A 19,165-nucleotide genomic window follows, 5' to 3' on the forward strand; every position below is an offset into this window, starting at 1 on the left:
ATGTCTTTCCCCGCCAATCCGCAGACAGTCTCTCCCTGGCCCGCTCCCCGGGTGTCGGCACCGCTGGACGCCGACGTCCGGGTACCGGGTTCCAAGTCCCTGACCAACAGGTATCTGGTCCTTGCTGCCCTGGCTGACGGCCCCAGCAGGCTCCGGGCTCCCCTTCATTCCCGGGACACCGCCCTCATGGTCCAGTCACTCCGGGCGCTGGGCGCCACGGTGACCGAGATCGACGGCGACGGCGCCTTCGGACCGGATCTCGAGATCCGGCCGATGGATTCGGGGACCGCATCCGGGACAGGCATTGACTGTGGGTTGGCGGGAACAGTCATGCGGTTCGTGCCTCCTCTGGCCGCACTGAAAACCGGAAGCACAGACTTCGACGGCGATCCCCACGCGCGCCAGCGGCCGATGGCCGCGATCATCGATGCGCTCCGCGCGCTGGGCGTGACGGTGCACGACGACGGCAGAGGCGCCCTTCCCTTTAGCGTGGCCGGCACCGGAGAGGTAGCCGGGGGCCGGTTGGAAATTGACGCCGGGGCGTCCTCCCAGTTCGTCTCGGCCCTGCTGCTGGCAGGCGCGCGCTTCAGGGACGGACTGCACCTGGTCCATGTGGGCTCCACCCTTCCCAGCCGTGAGCACATTGCCATGACAGTCCAGGTGCTGCGCGGGGTTGGTGTGCAGGTGGACGATTCCGTCCCGAACGAGTGGCGCGTGGCGCCCGGCCACATCCGTGCCTTCGACGTAGCCATCGAGCCGGACTTATCCAATGCCGGACCGTTCCTGGCCGCAGCCCTCGTGGCAGGCGGCACCGTGCGCCTGGCCGGCTGGCCCGAACACACCACACAGGTGGGCGACCGGTGGCGAAGCATCCTGCCCGCCCTTGGCGGCACAGCCACCCTGTCCCGGGGCACCCTGACTGTGACCGGCTCCGGCCGCATCACCGGAGCGCAGCTTGCTGACACCAGCGAGCTGGCTCCCACGGTGGCCGCGCTGTGCGCCCTGGCAGACTCCCCCTCAACACTCACCGGCATTGCCCACCTGCGCGGCCACGAAACCGACCGCCTCGCTGCCCTGGTGACCGAGATCAACCGGCTGGGCGGAAACGCCGAAGAGACCGAAGACGGCCTGATCATCCGTCCCGCGCCGCTGCATGGCGGTGTTTTCGAAACGTATGCCGATCACCGGATGGCAACGGCAGGCGCTCTCATCGGTTTGGCGGTGCCGGGAGTCCTGGTGCAGGACATCGGCACCACCGCCAAGACGCTGCCGGAGTTTCCTCAGTTGTGGCGTGAACTCGCCGCCACGGCCCAACCACCGGCTGCAGCGGAACCAGGCTCTGCCGCGGCTCCGGGCCGGACGGAAGGTGCGCGCTGATGGCCCGCTCAACCGGCAGCTGGGATGAATCGGATGTCCGCATCCGTCCCAACAAAAAGGGGTCGCGGCCCCGCACCAAGGACCGGCCCGCCTATGACGAGGCCGTCACGGGCCGCATCATCACCGTGGACCGCGGACGATACACCGCCGTCGTGGACGAAGACACCCCCACGGAACGCATCGTCACCGCAGCCCGGGCCCGTGAACTGCGCCGAAACCCGGTGGTTGCCGGCGACCTCGTGTCGCTGGTGGGAGACGTGTCGGGCGGACCGGACACGCTTGCCCGCCTCGTACGCATCCAGGACCGCCGGACCCTTCTGCGCCGCAGCGCCGATGACACCGATCCCGTGGAACGCGCCGTCGTTGCCAACGCTGACCAGCTGGTCATCGTGGTGGCGGCAGCAAACCCCGAGCCGCGCACCGGGTTCATCGACCGCGCCCTCGTTGCTGCCTACGACGCCGGCATCTCGCCGCTGCTGTGCATCACCAAGGCCGACATCAAGGACCCCGCTGAACTGCTGGCCAATTACGAGCATCTGGACCTGGATGTCATCATCAGCCGCACCGCGGCGGACGACGCGTCGGGAATCGATGCCCGCTCCGACGATGGCCTGTCCGCCCGCCTGCAGGGAGACGCCGTGCAGCAGCTGCACCGCCACCTCGAGGGCAAGGTCTCCGTCCTGGTGGGGCACTCCGGTGTCGGCAAGTCCACCCTCGTGAATGCCCTGACCGGCTCCGACCGCGCCACCGGCGGCGTCAACGCAGTGACCGGCCGCGGAAGGCATACCTCATCCTCTGCGCTGGCCCTGAAAGTCCTGGAGGCGCCGTCGGGCAGCTGGATCATTGACACTCCTGGTATCCGCTCCTTTGGGCTTGCGCATGTTGACCCCGACCGCATCCTGCAGGCTTTCCCGGACCTTGAACCGGGAACTGAAAGCTGTGAACGCGGGTGCCGGCACGACGACCAGGCCAAGAACTGCGGGCTGGACCCGTGGGTGGAGTCGGGGCGGGCCGGGGCTGCCGGACCTGCACGGCTCGCCTCCCTGCGCCGGCTGCTGGGTTCGGGCACCCGGACGGAAAACCGGGCATCTGCCAAGGAGCTCGGCGCGCAGTGACGCTTGCCGGGAACACACCAGAAGACTGCCGCGGCGTCCACGAGAGCACGCCACGGCAGGTCCCGGGCCGCGTAATCGTGGGCACCGCCCACCGAATAAGGATAAGTTGAACAGTATGCCGTTCGCCCAGAATTACAACGATGACCTGCGACTCGCCCACGTCATGGCCGATTCCGTGGACGATCAGACAATGTCCCGCTTCAAGGCGCTGGACCTGAAGGTTGAAACGAAGCCGGACCTGACGCCCGTCACCGACGCCGACAAGGCTGCGGAGGATGCCATCCGCGGGCAGCTCTCCCGCGCCCGGCCCCGGGACGCGGTGCTTGGTGAAGAGTTTGGCTCCACCGGATCCGGGCCGCGCCGCTGGGTGATTGATCCCATCGACGGCACCAAGAACTTTATCCGCGGCGTCCCCGTCTGGGCCACCCTGATTTCCCTGGTCGACGACGGCGTTCCCGTCCTGGGCGTCGTCAGTGCACCGGCGCTGGGCAAGCGCTGGTGGGCCGCCACCGGAACCGGCGCCTATATGGGACGCTCCCTCGCCTCCGCCACCCGGCTGCGGGTGTCCAACGTTTCCGAACTTTCAGATGCTTCGCTGTCCTATTCCAGCCTCGGAGGCTGGAAGGAACGCGGCAACTTTGACGAGTTCATTGGGCTGACGGAATCGGTCTGGCGGACCCGGGCATTCGGAGATTTCTGGTCCTACTGCATGGTCGCCGAGGGCGCCGTGGACATTGCCTGCGAGCCGGAGCTGAACCTGTATGACATGGCGGCGCTGGTTCCCATCATTACCGAAGCCGGTGGCAGATTCACTTCCCTGGAAGGTGAAGACGGTCCGTTTGGGGGCAACGCCCTGGCCACCAACGGTGCGCTGCACAGCGACGTCCTGCGCCGGCTCAACCCGGCGCTGGACGACCTGCTCTGACCGTGGCCCCGTCAAGGTCCGGCCCCCGGCTGGAAGCCCTGCGCCGGCAGGAACTGGCGCGCAGCTATGAGGACGGCGGGGAACACTATGACCGCATCCGTCCCGGCTACCCCGCCGAAGCGGTCCAGTGGTTGTTTGCCGGGCACCGGAGCGCAGCTGCCGGGCCCGGCGCCCGTGTGGCCGACATCGGGGCCGGTACCGGCAAGTACACACGTTCCCTGGCCGCCGCGGGTTACCGGCCCACCGCCGTCGACCCCTCCGCCGACATGCTCAGCCAGCTGCAGCAGATGCTGCCCGGAGTACCCGTCCTGCAGGGCACTGCTGAGGCCACCGGACTTCCCTCCTCCTCCATGGACGCCGCCACCGTGGCACAGGCCTGGCACTGGTGCGATCCCATCGCAGCAAGTACCGAGCTGGCACGGATTCTCCGGCCCGGCGGAATCCTGGGGCTGGTCTGGAACCAGCTGGACGTCAGCGTCCCCTGGGTCCACCGCTATTCGCGCATCATTCATGCCGGAGACGTCCTGAAACCCGGATTCCGGCCGGTTGTCGGCCCCGAGTTCTCCCCTGATGATTCCCACGTCACCCGGTGGTCGCAGCAGATGACCCCCGAGGACCTGATGGAGCTCGCCAAGTCCCGTTCCTACTACCTCAGCGCCGGCGGACAGGTGAGGGACAAGGTGATGGCGAACCTGGCCTGGTACCTGTTCGAACATTTGGAATACCGTCCGGGGCAAATCCTGGAGCTGCCCTATCTGACACTCTCCTGGCGGATGGTGCTCTCCGGGGGCTGATTAACAGCTCAGGTAGTATCTGTTCGCCGAGACCCCGCGGCATGTAGTCTGATGCCTCCGGCTCCGATGGGTGCCCGGACTTATCCAGCAACATACTCTGCTGCGGAACGGGGGCACGCACGTGGTCACCTTTGGAATCGAAGAAGAATTCCTGCTCGTCAACCCTGACAGCGAAATGCCCAGCTCCCGAGCCGGTGAGGTGATCACGGCGCTGATCCCCGGCGACGGCGTCAGTCTTACCAGCTCTGCGGAATTTCTGGCCTGCCAAGTCGAGAGTGCCACTCCTATCTGCAGCGACCGGGACGCAGCTCTCACCTCCCTGCTCGATTTCCGCGGCCGCCTTCAGGAGGCAGCGGCAGTAGCCGGACTCGCCGTCGCGCCCACCGGGGCAGCTCCTCTGGTTGAGGCTTCCCCGGCCGTTGTGAGCGGCACGGAACGCTATCAGGACATGGGTGCCATGGCCGGCGCTGTAACCGATGAGCACTATGTGAACGGAACGCACGTCCATGTTGCCATTCCCAGCCGGGAAGAGGGCGTCCAAGTCCTCAACCGCCTGCGCCCCTGGTTGGCCACTCTTGGGGCCATCAGCGCGAACTCTCCCTATTGGCATGGAAGGGACACCCTCTTTGCAAGCTGGCGGCTTGTCCAGTACCGCCGCTGGTCGGTGCAGGGGTGCCCGCCGTATTTCCAAAGTTCAGCGGACTACGACGCACGAGTGGCCAAACTTATGGCAACCGACGTTGTCCTTGATTCCGGCCACGTCGGCTGGACTGCCCGCCTTTCCAACCGGTTTCCCACCATCGAGATTCGGGTGGCCGATACGCAGTTGGAGGCACGGGACGCGGTTTTGCTGGCCCTCGTTGCCCGCGGGCTGGTAAGCACCGCGCTGTCCGAGGAGACTGCCAGCGTTGACGGCAGCCCGGACACGCTGGCCGATCCGGAAATCCTTGATGCCGGACTATGGCAGGCTGCACGCTTTGGATTGCGGGGGAACCTGTTGGATCACGGACCCAACGGCGGTGATCTGAGCCGTGCTGCCCCCGCCCAGGTGGGCGCGTTGCTGGACTATATTCGGCCTGCCCTTGAGGAGTCAGGCGATGATTCCTTTGTCCGGGCGGGTCTGGCGCATGTACTGTCCACGGGAACCGGCTCGCAGCGGCAGCGGGAGGCGGTACGCCACGGTGGCTTCGCCGCGCTCAGGCCGCTCTTTGCAACATCACTGACGGCGTCCTGACAACCGGTTTATTTGGCCCGCCGGCCGGAACGACGCGGCGCCGAAGCCACGGCCGGGTACCCGGCGGCAAGGTCCCACACCAGGTTCACAACGGCAGCCGCTGCAACCAGCACGGCAGCCAGGGCCAGACCGCTCACCATGAGTGCGCCCGCACCGGCAAGAAAGGCACCGCCGGCTACCAGTGGAAGCGCCGGCCACGGCAACCGGTTCTTGGCGCGGGGTGCCAGTACGAGGCTCCACAGGACAACCGACAGTGCCAGTGCAACAACAGCGGCGGGAGCCCGGTGCGAGGGAAAAGCGGTAATAGCCCAGTATGTAACAGCAAAGAGGAAAGCTGTTTCCAGGGCGAAGGCCAGCACCTGCCGGACAATTAGTGTCCACGGTCGGGAGCGGCCCTCACCTGCGGGCTTCGTTGCGGTGCGGGTCCGGGATGTCTCGTCCTCTGTCACAGAAGCAACTTTAGCCCCAGCGGCAGAGAATCCGGCTACCCGAACTCGTAGGTGGAAATATCCACGATGCGAGCCTCCCAGGGGCGCAGCCAGTGCGTCTCACCGGCTTCGTCATAGTTGCCCAGGATCAGGTCTCCGCTGCCGAGGTTGGAAGGCAGCTCCAGCACAGCACCGGAGACGTTGCACTCGACCAAAAACTGCTGGTCGCCGAGGCTGCGCCGGAATGCATAGAGAGTGGGATGTTCCGGGTCCAGCAAATGAAAATCACCGAGTGAAACAACTGCGGATTCATGCCGCAGACGGATCAGCTTCTGGTAGTAGCGGTAAACGGACTTCTCCGAGGCCAGGTCCGCCTCGGCGTTGATGTGGCGGAAGTTGGCGTTCACCGGTATCCAGGGCGTTCCGGTGGTAAACCCGGCGTTCGGTTCACTGCTCCACTGCATGGGGGTGCGGGCGTTGTCCCGGCTCATGGCGGCAAGCGCCGCCAAGACTGCGTCCTGATCGGACCCGCGGCTGAGTGCATCAGCGTAGTAGTTCAGAGATTCCACGTCGCGGTATTGATCGATGGACGTGAACCCGGCACTGGTCATTCCGAGTTCCTCACCCTGATAGATGTAAGGGGTTCCACGGTGCAGATGCAGCAGGGTAGCCAGAAGCGTTGCCGACTCGTAGCGGTATTTTCCGTCATCTCCGAACCGGGACACCTGCCGCGGCTGATCGTGGTTTCCCAGGTACAGGCTGTTCCAACCCGTTGCGGAAAGTCCCCGCTGCCAACGGTTCCAGCTTGTTTTCAGATCTCTCAGGTCCAGTTCCCGGTAGTCCCACTTGTTTCCGGGGCTCTGGTCAAGGCTGACGTGTTCAAACTGGAAAACCATGTCCAACTCTCCGCGGTGCGGATCAGTGAACAGGAGCGCCTGGTCTACGGTTGCCCCGGGCGTCTCCCCCACGGTCAGGAAGTCCCCGGTGCGGTTCGCAAACACCGCACTCCGCATCTCACGCAGGAACTCGTGGATCCGGGGACCTGAAGTGAAATACGGCGTCCCGTCACCCCATACGCCGCCGGGCTCCACTACGCCGTCGGGCAGCGCCGGATCCTTGGAGATGAAGTTGATGACGTCCATCCTGAATCCGTCGACGCCCCGGTCGATCCACCAGTTCATCACGGCGTGGACGCGTTCCCTCACCCTGGGGTTTTCCCAATTGAGGTCCGGCTGCTGCGGGGTAAAAAGGTGCAGATAATACTGTTTGGTTCCGGGATCATAGGTCCAGGCGGATCCGCTGAAGTGCGAGCCCCAGTTGTTGGGTTCCGCCCCGGGCTCTCCGGGTTCAAAGCCGGGCCGCGGATCACGCCACCAATAGGTGTCGCGTTCCGCGTTGTCCCGCGAACGGGACGATTTGCGGAAAGCCTCATGCTCGCTGGAGGTATGGTTCACCACAAGATCCATGATGAGTTTCATACCCCGGGCATGGATGCCGTCGAGCAAATCGTCAAAGTCCTGTTCGGAGCCGAACATGGCGTCGATCCGGCGGTAGTTGCTGATGTCGTAGCCGTTGTCGAACTGCGGGGACTGGTGCACCGGCGAGAGCCAAATAACGTCTACGCCCAGTTCGGCAATGTAATCCAGCCGCGCTGTGATTCCGGCCAGGTCACCGGTTCCGTTTCCGCTGCTGTCCGCGAAGCTGCGCGGATAGACCTGATAGACAACGGCGTTGGTCCACCATGCCGGACGGTCAGGATCGCTCATGCTGGCGCCTCTCACTTGGCCCGCCGCGCTCGCGTGCGGCCCGCACCAGGCCGGACCCAGATGTGATCCGGACACGCGGGTTCGTGCATTCTACGTCGGCCCCGGCCGGTCGGACAGTGCCGCGGGACACACTCCCCCAGTCCTCACCCGGTCAGGACGATTTCCTTGCCCCCAACTTTCCGGCGTCGTTAGTGTGGGCGCTACTTCGTCCCTTTATGGTGGACGATTTCTGGATCCCCACGTTTGGAGACAACGCGATGACAACACTGACCGTATGGAAATTTCCGGATTCAGGTTCTGCGGAACAGGCAACCGAGACACTGTCCAGCCTGCAGTCACAGGGCTTGATCAGTGTCGAGGACGAGGCCTACGTAACCTGGCCCGAGGACAAGAAGAAGCCAAGCACTCATCAGGAACATCATCTGGTGGGAGCCGGCGCTCTGGGTGGCGGGTTTTGGGGCCTCCTCTTTGGATTGATCTTCTTCATTCCACTCATCGGTCTGGTCGTGGGCGCAGCCGTCGGTGCACTTTCGGCTTCCATGGTTGACGTGGGGATCGACGACAACTTTATTAAGCAGGTTCGCAGCGAAGTCACCCCGGGAACCTCGGCACTGTTCGTCCTCACCTCGGACGCTGTGGAGGACAGGGTACTGGATGCCTTCAAGAGCAGCTTCCCCGACGCGAAGCTGATTTTCACCAACCTCTCCAAGGAGCAGGAAGCCAACCTGCGCCAGGCGTTCGCGGACTAATTCGTTCGGCGCAAACATGTTGACAGCATGACCGCGCCGAGCCAATTCGTGGAGGCCGGGTTGTCCGACGGGACGGTCCGGCCTTCACGCATGTCCGCCCCTGCGCGGCATGCTCGCCCCGGTTCCCGTATCGTTAATGGAGATGATTACCAGACGCCAAGCTGCACTTGCCCTAGATATTCCGCTTGAAATGGCCACCCGCCATGGAATCCCCGCCCGCCTCTCCGAAGAGGAACTGGACCGCCTGCAAACTGATCCCCCTGCCTGGCTGGTCCAGTCACGCGCCAATCGGACGGGCAAACGTCCCGTATGGGTGGAGCTGGAGTGTGTGGTGTGCGGTTACCGCGAAAACGCCCGGCCAAAGAAGTGGTGGCCGGACTTTTCCTTCCTGGCCTGTGCGGACCATGCCCTTCGCGAGCTTCCCGAAGTGCCGGCCGGACATGCGCGCGGCGAATATGACGGCATCGGAACCCGCTTTACCGGATATGTTCATGTGCCGGCGGATCAGGTTCCCGGCCGCACGGAATCGCCCGACAGCCACTGACCTCCAGGGGCGGGGCCCAAACTTTCAGACATCAAAAAACCAGGTGCGCCGCGGGGCGCACCTGGTTTTTTATGTACCGGGTTGAAAAACCGGCGAGAGTCTCAGTTCCCGGGAATGGCCAAACCGGTGCGTGCCATCGCGTCCTTGTACGCGATCCGCATGGCAGCCAAGCCTTCTTCCTGACGTTCCGCCGTTGCCCCAAACGCGCGGCCGTCAACGGAGCGGGCCTTGTAAATCTTGAAGCTGCGCCGGTAGATCATCCGGTTCTCAGTCTTGAGGAAGGCTGCACACAGGCGCTGTGCTTCAGTGCCGTGGGCCACGATGGCTGAGGCACGCGGCACCAGGGCGAGGAAGCGCAGCAGGGGCTTGAGCCCTTCCTGGATCTGTTCCTTGGTGAGTTTGCCGTTGGGCTCGCCGGGTACGTACCAGGGATAAGTGTTCCACGGCATGACGTACTCCGGCCGGAGCCCCACCTGCCAGTGGACTCCGAGAAGCCGGGCAACGGCGTCGTCATCGCCCGCGGTGATGAAGCCCGATGGGTGGGCTGTGCCGATATTGGAGAAAAGGCTCACAATGCGGGTCTCGCCCACGTCGTGCATGGGATCAACGTAGGGCACCTCGGTGCCCGGCTTCAGCGCTTTGAGCGAGTCGCAGAGCTGATTGACCTCAGCTACGTTGTCGTCATAGCGACGGTTCCAGAGTTCTTCGGATTGTGTTCCATTGTCCAGGCTTTGCATAAGGTGGTGCGTCTCCTACAGGGTCGTATCGACCGGTTATAGCTCATGTGCCCGGACGGAGCGCGTACGGGCGGATGCTGCCGTATCCCGCAGCGCCGTGAGGCGGCGGCATTCACGACCGCCGACAGCGGAAGGCCGGACGCGGTTCCTGGCAACAGGTTTCCGGCTCCTGCCAGTCTAGCAATTCCTGTGGTCCCTCCTTCCCGGCTCTGCAGACCGGGGACTGAAAAACCGGGGTGCTGTGACCAAGAACTCCCCGCAGTCCGGCTAATCGCCCGACGCCGGGAGAAAGAAGTCGTTAAAACAAAAACAGGGAAGCTGCCTGTGGCAGCTTCCCTGTTTTTTACTATTGGGTGGAGATGGGGGGAATTGAACCCCCGTCCGATGTCGTGTTGTCAGGGCTTCTCCGGGCGCAGTCTGCGGTGGATTTTCTCGGCCCCAGCTGTCATGCAGACAAGCAGCTGATCCGGGCCCAGCCGTCTAAGAGTCCCGAACACGCCAACGGCGAGCATGTTCAGCAGTGGCCCTCTAAATGACGCCAGGATCCGGGACGAGAGCATTCCCGGGCTGACGGACTATGCCCGCTGCTTAGGCAGCGAGAGCGAAGTCAGTGCGCTTTGAATCGGCACTTATTGTTTTACAAGGAGCGTTTACGAGATAACCCTGTATCCTCGGCCCGCTTCACCTGTCTCGACTAACACCGTCGAAACCTGTCATCCCCAATGTATTGCTAACCCATATGTACTTTTCAAACCGGACCCATGAACCGGACCGGTGCGTTAAGTGTAGCCCATGAGCGAAGCGGGTCAGGCCCCGCGGTTTTTCTCCCGCATGTCCCGCAGGGCTTCCCTGTTATCCTGCTTTTCGCGCAGCGTCTGGCGCTTGTCGTAGTCTCGCTTGCCGCGCGCCACGGCGATCTCCACCTTGGCCCGGCCGTCCAGGAAATACAGCTGCAGCGGAACGATGGTAAAGCCGGATTCCCGTGTCTTCTGCATGATCTTGTCCAGCTGCTCCCGGTGCAGCAGGAGTTTCCGGCGCCGGCGGGCCGAATGGTTGGTCCAGCTCCCGTTGAGATACTCCGGAATATAAGCTGCCTCGAGCCAAAGCTCGTCGTTGTAGAAGGTGCCGAAGCCGTCCACCAGGGACGCGCGGCCTTCCCGCAGTGACTTGACCTCGGTACCCATCAGAACCATGCCGGCCTCGTAGGTATCGAGGATTTCATAGTTGTGCCGGGCCTTGCGGTTGGTGGCCACAACCTTACGGCCACTTTCTTTGGGCACGGGGGAACTCCTTGTCGATAAACGGAAAACTCTATTGTAGGCCTACAGCAGGCCCATGGGGTCAACCAGCGCACCGTTCAGCACCGTCTCGAAGTGCAGGTGGCAGCCCGTGGAGTTGCCGGTGGTGCCGACGTAGCCAATGAGCTGGCCCGCATTGACCCACTGGTTAACGGAGACCACAAAGCTGGTCAGGTGGTAGTAGTTCGTTGCGAGGGCACTGTTTCCGATGACGCCGTGGTCGAGGACCACGCGGTTGCCGGTTCCGATCATGCCGTCGGGCTGGCCCTGGTCGGCGCGGTAGACCTGGCCGGCTGCCGGAGCGTAGACGGGCGTGCCGCAGCTGGCGGCGAAGTCGATTCCTGAGTGCAGGTATCCGCCGGTGCCGAAGAAGTCGATGCTGCCCGGAGGCGTGGCCCGCCAACCAAACCCGGAGGAAATGGAGGCCTGCACGGGGTGGCTCAGGCCGAAGGCAGACGGATTGGTAGGCGTAACGGAGGGCACTTCAGCCACAGGCGCCGGTCGGTTGTTGCGTGCCGCTTCTTCGGCGGCTCGGCGGTTCGCCTCGGCGATCCGGGCTTCCTCTTCCTTGCGGGCCTTCTCAAGGAGGGCGCGCTGGCGTTCAGCGATATCGGCCGTTGCCTTGGCCTTGGCCGTTTCCAGGGAAGCGAGCTGCGCCTGGATGACCGGCTTTCGGGCTTCCAGAGCAGCGTTCGCTGCCGCGGTCTGCTCGATCAGGGCATCCACCTTGGCCTTTTCAGCCGCAGCGGAGTCCCTGGCTTCCTGTTCCAGCACCAGTGCCGCTTCCGCCTGGGCCTTGAGGTTGGAGATTTCCTCTTCAACCGCGGCGAGGCGAGCTTCAGAGTTCACGTTGGTGGCGTTCTGCTGGGACAGCTGCTGCATGGCGGCGTTCTGGTTGCGCAGCACCTGTTCCGCCAGCCCCATGGAATCAGTCAGGCTGTCCGCACCGTCTGCTCCCAGCATCAGCGAAAAGCTGGAGGGCACCCCGCCGCTCTTGTAAGCCTGCGCGGCAATTTGGCCAATCACTACTTCCGTGTCATCCATGGCCGCCTGATCCTGCTGGATCTGGGCAGCTATGGTGTTGCGGGTTTCCTGCGCCAGCGCAACCCGGTCGGTAAGGGCGCTGACTTTACCCGCAGCTGCAGAAACTCTGCCTTCAGCATCAGCCAAGGCCTGCTGGGCTCCGGGAAGCTGCTGCTGGTAGATCGCCAGCTCGGCGACCTTCCTGCTGGTTTCGGCGTCCAGATACTCGTACGTTTCCTGCACCTTCTGCTGCTCGGCCTCGATGGCTGCCTTGCGGTCATCCAGTTCGTCAGCAGAGGCGGTTCCGCTGAAAGCAAGCGTCAACGCGAGTACGGCGGAGGCAACCACGCCTGCGGTGGTTTTGCGCAGGACCGGCCTCGCTGCCGGCTGGGCACTAACCATTGATGGAACCGTCCATGGCGTCTGTCAGCTTTCTCTTCAAAGTGAGCAACACTCTAAACCTTTAAGTAGCGTCTAAGCGTTAGTAGTGAGGATCCTCCGGCCAGCAAAGCCCCAATAACAAGTAGAACAGGGCTCAAGACCAGTACCTGTTGTGCGGAAATGAAAGCAGTCGCGGGGTAGGCCTCGGCAAGTGCACCGATAAAGAAGTGCGCCACTGCCCACAGCGTACCCGATGCCAGGACGGCACCAATGACGGCTGCGATGACCCCCTCCAAGATGAACGGCAACTGGATGACGGCCTTGGACGCTCCCACCAGCCGCATAATACCGGTCTCGCGCCGCCTGCTGAAGGCAGACAAGCGGATTGTTGTGGCAATCAGCAGAATGGCGCAAACCAGCATCACCGAGGCAATAATGAGCGCGATCAGTGACGCCATGTTCATGAACGAGAAGACCTTCTCCAAAAGCTCACGCTGGTCGCTGACGGTCTCCACGCCGGGCATCGACGAGAATGCTTCATCAATAACCTCGTACTTTTCCGGATCAACCAGGGATACGCGGAAGGATTCGGGCAGCTGCTCAGCCGTCACGGAATCAACGAGCGGAGAGTTGGCGAACTGCTCACGGAAATGGCTCAGCGCCGTCGCCTGGTCCTCATAGTCAACCGACGCCACGTACTGGGAGAACGCCGGTGACTGAAGCTGGTCTTCAATGGCCTCCCGCTGCTCATCCGTCACAGCCCCGGCTGCGCAGGAGGCGGTGGTAACAGTGTCTCCGCAGAGGAAGATCGCCACCTGCACCTTGTCGTACCAATACCCCTTCATCTGGCCGATCTGCAGCTGCAGGAGTCCGGCAGCACCGACAAAGGTCAGGGATACAAAGGTCACCAGAATGACGGAGACCACCATGGACAGGTTTCGGCGGATGCCGGAACCGATTTCGCCCAGGACAAATGCCAGTCTCATGCCATGTCCCCCGTTCCCGCCGCGCCGGTCCCGCCCGGTGAACGGACGCCGTCGGCCTTGACTCCGTCGGCGGTCTTGATAACTGCGGGCTGCGGGATCACAGGTCCCTGCTGTGTCTGGGGCGCGCCCAGGTAGATGCCTTCACGCTCGTCGCGCACTATCTTTCCGTGGTGCAGCTCAACCACGCGTTTGCGCATCGTGTTGACGATGTCGTCATCGTGGGTGGCCATCACCACGGTGGTTCCGTTCTGGTTGATCCGGTCCAGGACCTTCATGATCCCCAGCGATGTGGTGGGATCCAGGTTTCCCGTGGGCTCGTCGGCAAGGAGAATTCCGGGCTTGTTGACGATGGCGCGCGCAATGGCCACCCGCTGCTGCTCACCGCCGGAGAGCTCGTGCGGCAAGCGGTTGTCCTTGCCCTCAAGGCCCACGGTTTTCAGGACCTCGGGAACGGAATCGCGGATAACGGCCCGGCTGCGTCCAATCACCTGCATGGCAAAGGCCACGTTGGCAAAGACCGTCTTGTTCGGCAGCAGGCGGAAGTCCTGGAAAACGACGCCGATTCCCCGGCGCAGGCGCGGAACGCGCCAGCTGGGGATTTTCGCCACATTGGACCCGGCCACGTAAACGGTGCCCCGGGACGCGTGCTCCTCCTTGAGGACCAACCGGATAAAGGTCGATTTGCCGGACCCGGATGCCCCGACCAGGAACACGAACTCGCCGCGGTCCACTTCGAGGTTCACGGAATTCAGTGCCGGCCTGGAATTGCGGTCGTAGACCTTGGTGACGTTGTCGAAAGTGATCATGTCTGCTTAGCGCCCATCAATCGGCCGGAACACGGGCCTTGGTTTGGGAAAAGGGCGCCGGCTGTTCGACTATATCGGCGGTTCCCTCGACAAACGGCGATTAGGGCCGGTGTGTCGCCACAGGCGCTCACCGTCCGGACCATCCGCCGTCCACAGTGTAGGAGGCTGCAGTGACCATGCCTGCGTCTGCACCCGCCAGCCAGCCAGCGAGGGAAGCCACTTCAGCGGGCTCGACCAATCGCTTCACCGCCGGTTCGGTCAGCAAAACCGAGGAAAGTACCTCTTCCTCAGTAATACCGTGAATCCTGGCCTGATCCTGGATTTGGGCTTCAACCAAAGGGGTGCGCACGTAGGCGGGGCAAATGCAGTTGGAAGTTACTCCGTGCGGACCGCCTTCGAGAGCTGCCACTTTGGACAACCCTTCCAAGCCGTGTTTGGCACTGACATAGGCACTCTTGAAAGCCGAAGCCCGCAGGCCGTGGATGCTGGAAATGTTGATAATGCGGCCATAACCCCGGGCGTACATGCCCGGGAGCACAGCCCGGATCAGCAGGAACGGCGCCTCGAGCATGAGGCGCTGGATCAGCCGAAACGCTGCGGGATCGAAGTCCTCGATAGCGGCGATACGTTGAATTCCGGCATTGTTGACCAGGATGTCCGTGTCCAGATCCAGCTCGTCCAACGCGGCGGTATCGCTCAGGTCCACCTGCCAAAACGCGCCGCCGATGTCGTCTGCAACCCTGCCGGCGGCCTCACCGTTGATGTCAGCAACAGTGACTTTGGCACCCTGAGAAGCAAGTTGCCGGGCACATGCCTCTCCGATGCCGCCGGCTCCACCGGTGACTACCGCCCGAAGTCCGCTGAGATCGCCGCCGTTGCCCGGCTTGCCCGCACTTGCCACGAAACCGCCCCCTGAACCCGGGCTGTGCCGTCCGCCCAGCCTCTAGGCCAGCATCATGCCATCCGACCCGCGAATTCGCGAGCGTCCCCCGCGAACGTGCCGGTCCTGCGCTACTTCCGGGCGGATACGCTCCCGTGGGCGCGCCAGCGAATGCCGGCGTCGATGAAGTCGTCAATCTCGCCGTCGAACACCGCTGAGGTGTTGCCGACCTCGTGCTCAGTGCGCAGGTCCTTGACCATCTGGTACGGATTGAGCACGTAGGAGCGCATCTGGTCTCCCCAGGAGGCTTTGACATCCCCAGCGAACGCCTTCTTCTCGGCGTCCTCCTGTTCCTTCTTCAACAGCAGCAGGCGGGACTGCAGCACCCGCATGGCCGCGGCACGGTTCTGGAGCTGCGACTTTTCATTCTGCATGGACACCACCGTCCCGGTGGGAAGGTGGGTGAGCCGGACGGCGGAGTCCGTGGTGTTCACGGACTGTCCGCCCGGGCCGGAGGAACGGAAGACGTCCACGCGGATCTCATTGTCCGGGATTTCGATGTGGTCAGTGGGCTCGATCAGCGGGATCACCTCGACTGCCGCAAACGACGTCTGGCGGCGGCCCTGATTGTCGAAGGGGCTGATGCGGACCAGGCGGTGTGTGCCGGCCTCCACCACCAGCGTGCCGAAGGCGTAGGGCGCCTTGACCTCGAAGGTGGCCGATTTCAGGCCGGCCTCTTCGGCGTAGGAGGTGTCCAGGACCGTGGTGGGGTAACCGTGGCGCTCGGCCCAGCGCAGGTACATGCGCAGCAGCATTTCGGCGAAGTCGGCCGCATCCACTCCCCCCGCGCCGGAACGGATAGTCACCACGGCCTCGCGGGCGTCGTACTCACCGGAGAGCAGGGTGACCACTTCGAGCTGGGACAGGGACTTGCGCAGTGATTCCAGTTCCGTCACGGCTTCGGCCTTGGAGTCGGCATCGGCCTCGTCCTGTGCGAGTTCCACCAGCACCTCGAGGTCATCGATGCGTGACTGGATTCTCTCCAGGCGCTCCAACTCCGACTGGCGGTGCGAGAGCTTGGAAGTAATCTTCTGCGCCTCGGACGGATCATCCCAGAGATCCGGAACGCCGGCCATTTCACTGAGCTCTTCGATGTCCTCTTTGATTTTGGCTACATCGGAGACCTCCTCGATGGAAGCAAAAGTGGACCTGAGGGCGCGGATCTCCGCGGGAAAATCTATTTCAGCCATGGTTCTTACAGCCTACGCCATGCGCCCTGCCGGCCGCCTCCGGGCATTGCGTCCGGGCTAGTGCCCCTCTGTACCGGATTCACGGTGCCGCCCGGCGGTCCCGGCAGAACCTGCCAGCACGCCCGCAGCAGGACTCGCGTTTGCCAGCGGCGACACAACAGGGTTTCCCGCACCTGACCCGCCGTCGGCGTCCGCCGCCGCAGCGGGATCGGGCGTCGGCCGGAACAGCGCCCGGTGAGCCAGGACGGCGCCGGCGGCCAGCACCAGCGCATACAGTGTGACGAGCACCGGCCACGTGAACGGCGGCTGCCAAGCCGTGTCCTTGAACATGCCAGCCCAGCGGATACTCTCCTCCAGCCCGACCGTGTAGCGGCGGAGTACGTAAATGAAAGCGTAGAGCTGCGCCGCAGCCGTGCCGGCGAGCAGCCATGCCCCGGCCCTGCGGGCTACCGGGCCCGTGGGGAAGGGAACAGTGCGGAAGGCTACGCCGCAGGCCAGAAGCAACAGTACGATGACGGCCAGCAGATAGCGTCCCTGCCAAATCCAGCCAAGCTGCGCAATGACCTGTCCCTGGAGGATGGGCGGCAGTGCTATGGCCGCGGCCACCAGAACCAGTACTGCCAGCCGGTCCCGCCGCTTGGGGGCTGCCAGCCCCAACAGCAGGACTGCTCCCATGGCCGCGTGCCAGAAAATGTAGACGCCCGCGGGAAGAGGTGTGTCCAGCCACCCCATATAACCGATGTAACCGGACACGTAATCGAAGCTTCGATCCAGCATGATCTGGGCCGCGTCCCACCGGCTCAGGTCCACGGGACGGCCGGTCAGACTCTTGAGACTGTCTGCCTGAAGCACCCAAAGGAGGCCCAGTACGCAACCCACACCGATCAGGGCGGTCATGGCTATGCCGAGCCGGTTCCGGAGGATGGCGAACATCGGTTTCCACCCGTACATGATGAGCGGAACAACTACGGCCAGGGCCAGCCAGACCAGTGACAGCGAACGGGTATTGGCGAGTACGGCTCCTGAGACTCCCACCAGGACGATGTTGCTCCGCACTGACCTCAGCGCCGCACTGTTCTCGAGGACAACACACAAATTGAGGAACAGCGCGGCTGTGGTGACGATTTCCAGGGCATTGGGATTAATCGACCCGTTCAGGAACAGCACCATGGGAGTGATCGAAACGATCGCGGCGGCCATCGGCCACCGGGGGCGGCGGAGGCGCGCCGCAGCCCCCAGCGACACCGCGAGGAAGGCAGCCCCGATAAGTCCGCTGACGATACGCATGGCGTAGACTGCCGGCGCTCCTGACATGAACAGGGAGGGCCAGCCCACCAGGAAGTAATACATCGGGTTGTAGTTGCCCGCGCTCGTTTCGGCTGCTGTCAGTGCGGTGTCATCAGCATCGACCACGGGGGCGCAGTCGGCGGTAATCCGTCCGTCGTACGCGTGGCAGGCCTGCGCCGGGAGGCTGGCGATATAGCCCGGAACCTGAACGGTGGCCCGATCACCCTGCTCGCCGCCGGACACCCCGAGAAGCTCGCCGCGGACCACAGACGCTGCCTTGATGGCGTGTGCCGGCTCGTCCGGCACTGCCATCAGCGGAGAGGCCAGCGCCCACAGGGTAGACAGCGCGGCGAGGACCAGGAAGGCCAGGGGAAGGAAAAGCCGCCCGGTAAAGGGCAGTGGGCGCGCACGGCGGTGCAGCACTTTCATTCGTCGGTGTCCTACTCAGTGAAATGGTCCGGTCGACCCCGGCGCTGGGAGCCGACGCCTTTGAGGATGTCCAGTCTACTTGGCCACAGGGTCACCCTTTCGGTTCAGCGAATTTCCGGGCAGGCGTTAGTCTTAGTGCACTCCAGAGGTGTGTTTGCCGGTCCGTGGAGGGATCAGATCCGGTTTGGCGAGTCAGAAAGATGCAATGGTTCAAAGCAGAATGCACCGCGTGAACTCGGCGGTGGCTACTTTTCTGAGGCACCGGGTCGTCAGGTTCCTTATTGTCGGAGGACTCTCCTTCGCCATCGATCTGGGCCTGCTGATGATCCTGCATGAGGCGGCAGGGGTTGCTCTGTGGATCGCCACGCCCGTCGCCTTCATCACCAGCCTGGTGTTCAATTTCCTGATGCAGCGCATCTACACCTTTAGAGCCACGAACAAGGGTCACGTCAGCGCCGCAAAGTACGGGACGCTCGTGGTGTTCAACATCCTCGCCACTGATGCCATTGTGCTGCTGTTCGCCCAAACCGAGTTCACATACGCCGTCGGCAAGGTGGTCTCAACCGCACTCACGATGGTGTGGAACTTCTTCATTTACAAGTACTGGATCTTCCCCACCGCGAAGTCCGACGCTGCGGCCTCCGCAGCCGTTTCGACTGCACCTGTCGAGCCTGATGCCCACGGGCCGGGTGTCCGGAACCGCCTCCCCTGAGCTGTTGTCCACCGCCCGTCCGGTGCCCGACATGCGCACTCCCGCTTTCAGGCTTTGCCGGGAGATCGAAGTAAATTAGAACTGTCAGCACATGCCGAAGGAGCCAAATGTGAGCAACCGGAACGCAACGAAGACAGCCGCCAAAGACGTTGAATCCCTCCCCGTCCGCCACCCCGAATCTGGGCGCCGATACTCCTTGGAAGAGCTTGAGGCGCTGGCCGCCGAAGGTGATCCCTGGGCCCTGGGAAAGATGGACGATTGGGACCTGTCCTTCTCCAACGAGTACAAGGGCTCGCTGACGGACCGCTGTCCCGATCCGGAGTGCGACCAGTACGGCGAGCCGGTGACCCTGTGCTACGGAGAAGACGGCGAACTGCTCGACGTCGACCACGGCGGCTGGGGCCACCCGCCCGCCGCTGAGGTCCAGGCCAAGGCGTCCTAGCC

The 19,165-nt window shown here is 63.5% G+C and carries 19 protein-coding genes and 1 other RNA gene; 9 read left to right on the forward strand and 11 right to left on the reverse strand.

What is annotated here, in order from left to right; genetic code table 11:
* The 5 genes from aroA to CXR00_RS00725 all read left to right on the forward strand — a co-directional run bounded on the left by aroA (nucleotide 1) and on the right by CXR00_RS00725 (nucleotide 5,445).
* Nucleotides 1-1,377, forward strand: coding sequence for a 3-phosphoshikimate 1-carboxyvinyltransferase (gene aroA / locus CXR00_RS00705; RefSeq protein WP_104052503.1), 1,377 nt, complete (start codon nucleotides 1-3; stop codon nucleotides 1,375-1,377).
* Nucleotides 1,377-2,492, forward strand: coding sequence for a ribosome small subunit-dependent GTPase A (gene rsgA / locus CXR00_RS00710; RefSeq protein WP_104052504.1), 1,116 nt, complete (start codon nucleotides 1,377-1,379; stop codon nucleotides 2,490-2,492). The genes aroA and rsgA overlap by 1 nt, the downstream gene beginning before the upstream one ends.
* 115 nt (nucleotides 2,493-2,607) lie before the next feature.
* Nucleotides 2,608-3,417 (forward strand): histidinol-phosphatase, encoded by an 810-nt coding sequence (gene hisN, locus CXR00_RS00715; RefSeq protein ID WP_104052505.1) that lies wholly within the window; start codon nucleotides 2,608-2,610, stop codon nucleotides 3,415-3,417.
* A 2-nt stretch (nucleotides 3,418-3,419) separates the two neighbouring features.
* The gene (locus CXR00_RS00720) at nucleotides 3,420-4,211 is read left to right on the forward strand and encodes a class I SAM-dependent methyltransferase (protein WP_258060233.1); all 792 of its coding nucleotides are present in this window, start codon (nucleotides 3,420-3,422) and stop codon (nucleotides 4,209-4,211) included.
* A 121-nt stretch (nucleotides 4,212-4,332) separates the two neighbouring features.
* On the forward strand, nucleotides 4,333-5,445 hold the full coding sequence (locus CXR00_RS00725; protein WP_181032442.1) for a glutamate--cysteine ligase: 1,113 nt from the start codon (nucleotides 4,333-4,335) through the stop codon (nucleotides 5,443-5,445).
* 8 nt (nucleotides 5,446-5,453) lie between these two features.
* Here CXR00_RS00725 and CXR00_RS00730 read toward each other — a convergent pair whose 3' ends face one another.
* Both CXR00_RS00730 and CXR00_RS00735 read right to left on the reverse strand, forming a co-directional pair.
* Entirely contained in the window at nucleotides 5,454-5,894 is a 441-nt protein-coding gene (locus tag CXR00_RS00730; RefSeq protein WP_181032236.1) for a DUF2568 domain-containing protein, read from the reverse strand.
* A 35-nt stretch (nucleotides 5,895-5,929) separates the two neighbouring features.
* The gene (locus CXR00_RS00735; RefSeq protein ID WP_104052508.1) at nucleotides 5,930-7,639 is read right to left on the reverse strand and encodes an alpha-glucosidase; all 1,710 of its coding nucleotides are present in this window, start codon (nucleotides 7,637-7,639) and stop codon (nucleotides 5,930-5,932) included.
* Between the two features lie 257 nt (nucleotides 7,640-7,896).
* On the opposite strand from CXR00_RS00735, the gene CXR00_RS00740 reads away from it, so the two are divergent.
* Together CXR00_RS00740 and CXR00_RS00745 are read left to right on the forward strand one after the other, a co-directional pair.
* Entirely contained in the window at nucleotides 7,897-8,388 is a 492-nt protein-coding gene (locus tag CXR00_RS00740; RefSeq protein ID WP_104052509.1) for a DUF1269 domain-containing protein, read from the forward strand.
* Nucleotides 8,389-8,530: 142 nt separating this feature from the next.
* Nucleotides 8,531-8,932, forward strand: coding sequence for a hypothetical protein (locus tag CXR00_RS00745; RefSeq protein WP_104053661.1), 402 nt, complete (start codon nucleotides 8,531-8,533; stop codon nucleotides 8,930-8,932).
* Between the two features lie 101 nt (nucleotides 8,933-9,033).
* Here CXR00_RS00745 and CXR00_RS00750 read toward each other — a convergent pair whose 3' ends face one another.
* From CXR00_RS00750 to CXR00_RS00790, 9 genes are all read right to left on the reverse strand, one after another.
* Nucleotides 9,034-9,669 (reverse strand): uracil-DNA glycosylase, encoded by a 636-nt coding sequence (locus CXR00_RS00750; RefSeq protein ID WP_104052510.1) that lies wholly within the window; start codon nucleotides 9,667-9,669, stop codon nucleotides 9,034-9,036.
* A 351-nt stretch (nucleotides 9,670-10,020) separates the two neighbouring features.
* Nucleotides 10,021-10,390, reverse strand: a transfer-messenger RNA (tmRNA) gene (gene ssrA / locus CXR00_RS00755).
* Nucleotides 10,391-10,475: 85 nt separating this feature from the next.
* Nucleotides 10,476-10,949 carry an SsrA-binding protein SmpB gene (gene smpB / locus CXR00_RS00760; protein ID WP_104052511.1) on the reverse strand — a complete coding sequence of 158 codons (474 nt, stop codon included), beginning with the start codon at nucleotides 10,947-10,949 and terminating at the stop codon, nucleotides 10,476-10,478.
* A gap of 42 nt (nucleotides 10,950-10,991) precedes the next feature.
* On the reverse strand, nucleotides 10,992-12,392 hold the full coding sequence (locus CXR00_RS00765; RefSeq protein WP_104052512.1) for a peptidoglycan DD-metalloendopeptidase family protein: 1,401 nt from the start codon (nucleotides 12,390-12,392) through the stop codon (nucleotides 10,992-10,994).
* Nucleotides 12,393-12,445: 53 nt separating this feature from the next.
* Nucleotides 12,446-13,357: a permease-like cell division protein FtsX gene (gene ftsX / locus CXR00_RS00770; protein ID WP_104052513.1), complete on the reverse strand. Its 912-nt coding sequence runs from the start codon at nucleotides 13,355-13,357 to the stop codon at nucleotides 12,446-12,448.
* Nucleotides 13,354-14,163 carry a cell division ATP-binding protein FtsE gene (gene ftsE, locus CXR00_RS00775; RefSeq protein WP_104052514.1) on the reverse strand — a complete coding sequence of 270 codons (810 nt, stop codon included), beginning with the start codon at nucleotides 14,161-14,163 and terminating at the stop codon, nucleotides 13,354-13,356. Before ftsE ends, ftsX begins: the two co-directional genes overlap by 4 nt.
* Before the next feature lie 127 nt (nucleotides 14,164-14,290).
* Nucleotides 14,291-15,064, reverse strand: a complete 774-nt coding sequence (locus CXR00_RS00780; RefSeq protein WP_104052515.1) for a 3-hydroxybutyrate dehydrogenase — start codon at nucleotides 15,062-15,064, stop codon at nucleotides 14,291-14,293.
* Between the two features lie 110 nt (nucleotides 15,065-15,174).
* The gene (prfB, locus tag CXR00_RS00785) at nucleotides 15,175-16,293 is read right to left on the reverse strand and encodes a peptide chain release factor 2 (protein ID WP_104052516.1); all 1,119 of its coding nucleotides are present in this window, start codon (nucleotides 16,291-16,293) and stop codon (nucleotides 15,175-15,177) included.
* 57 nt (nucleotides 16,294-16,350) lie between these two features.
* Complete coding sequence (locus CXR00_RS00790; protein ID WP_104052517.1) at nucleotides 16,351-18,009, reverse strand: DUF2142 domain-containing protein; 1,659 nt, start codon at nucleotides 18,007-18,009, stop codon at nucleotides 16,351-16,353.
* A gap of 205 nt (nucleotides 18,010-18,214) precedes the next feature.
* On the opposite strand from CXR00_RS00790, the gene CXR00_RS00795 reads away from it, so the two are divergent.
* Together CXR00_RS00795 and CXR00_RS00800 are read left to right on the forward strand one after the other, a co-directional pair.
* Nucleotides 18,215-18,721: a GtrA family protein gene (locus tag CXR00_RS00795; protein WP_258060234.1), complete on the forward strand. Its 507-nt coding sequence runs from the start codon at nucleotides 18,215-18,217 to the stop codon at nucleotides 18,719-18,721.
* A 109-nt stretch (nucleotides 18,722-18,830) separates the two neighbouring features.
* Nucleotides 18,831-19,163 carry a hypothetical protein gene (locus CXR00_RS00800; RefSeq protein ID WP_104052519.1) on the forward strand — a complete coding sequence of 111 codons (333 nt, stop codon included), beginning with the start codon at nucleotides 18,831-18,833 and terminating at the stop codon, nucleotides 19,161-19,163.
* Nucleotides 19,164-19,165: the final 2 nt, after the last annotated feature.

The organism is Arthrobacter sp. 9E16 (assembly GCF_002929435.1).
Lineage (GTDB): Bacteria > Actinomycetota > Actinomycetes > Actinomycetales > Micrococcaceae > Arthrobacter_B > Arthrobacter_B sunyaminii.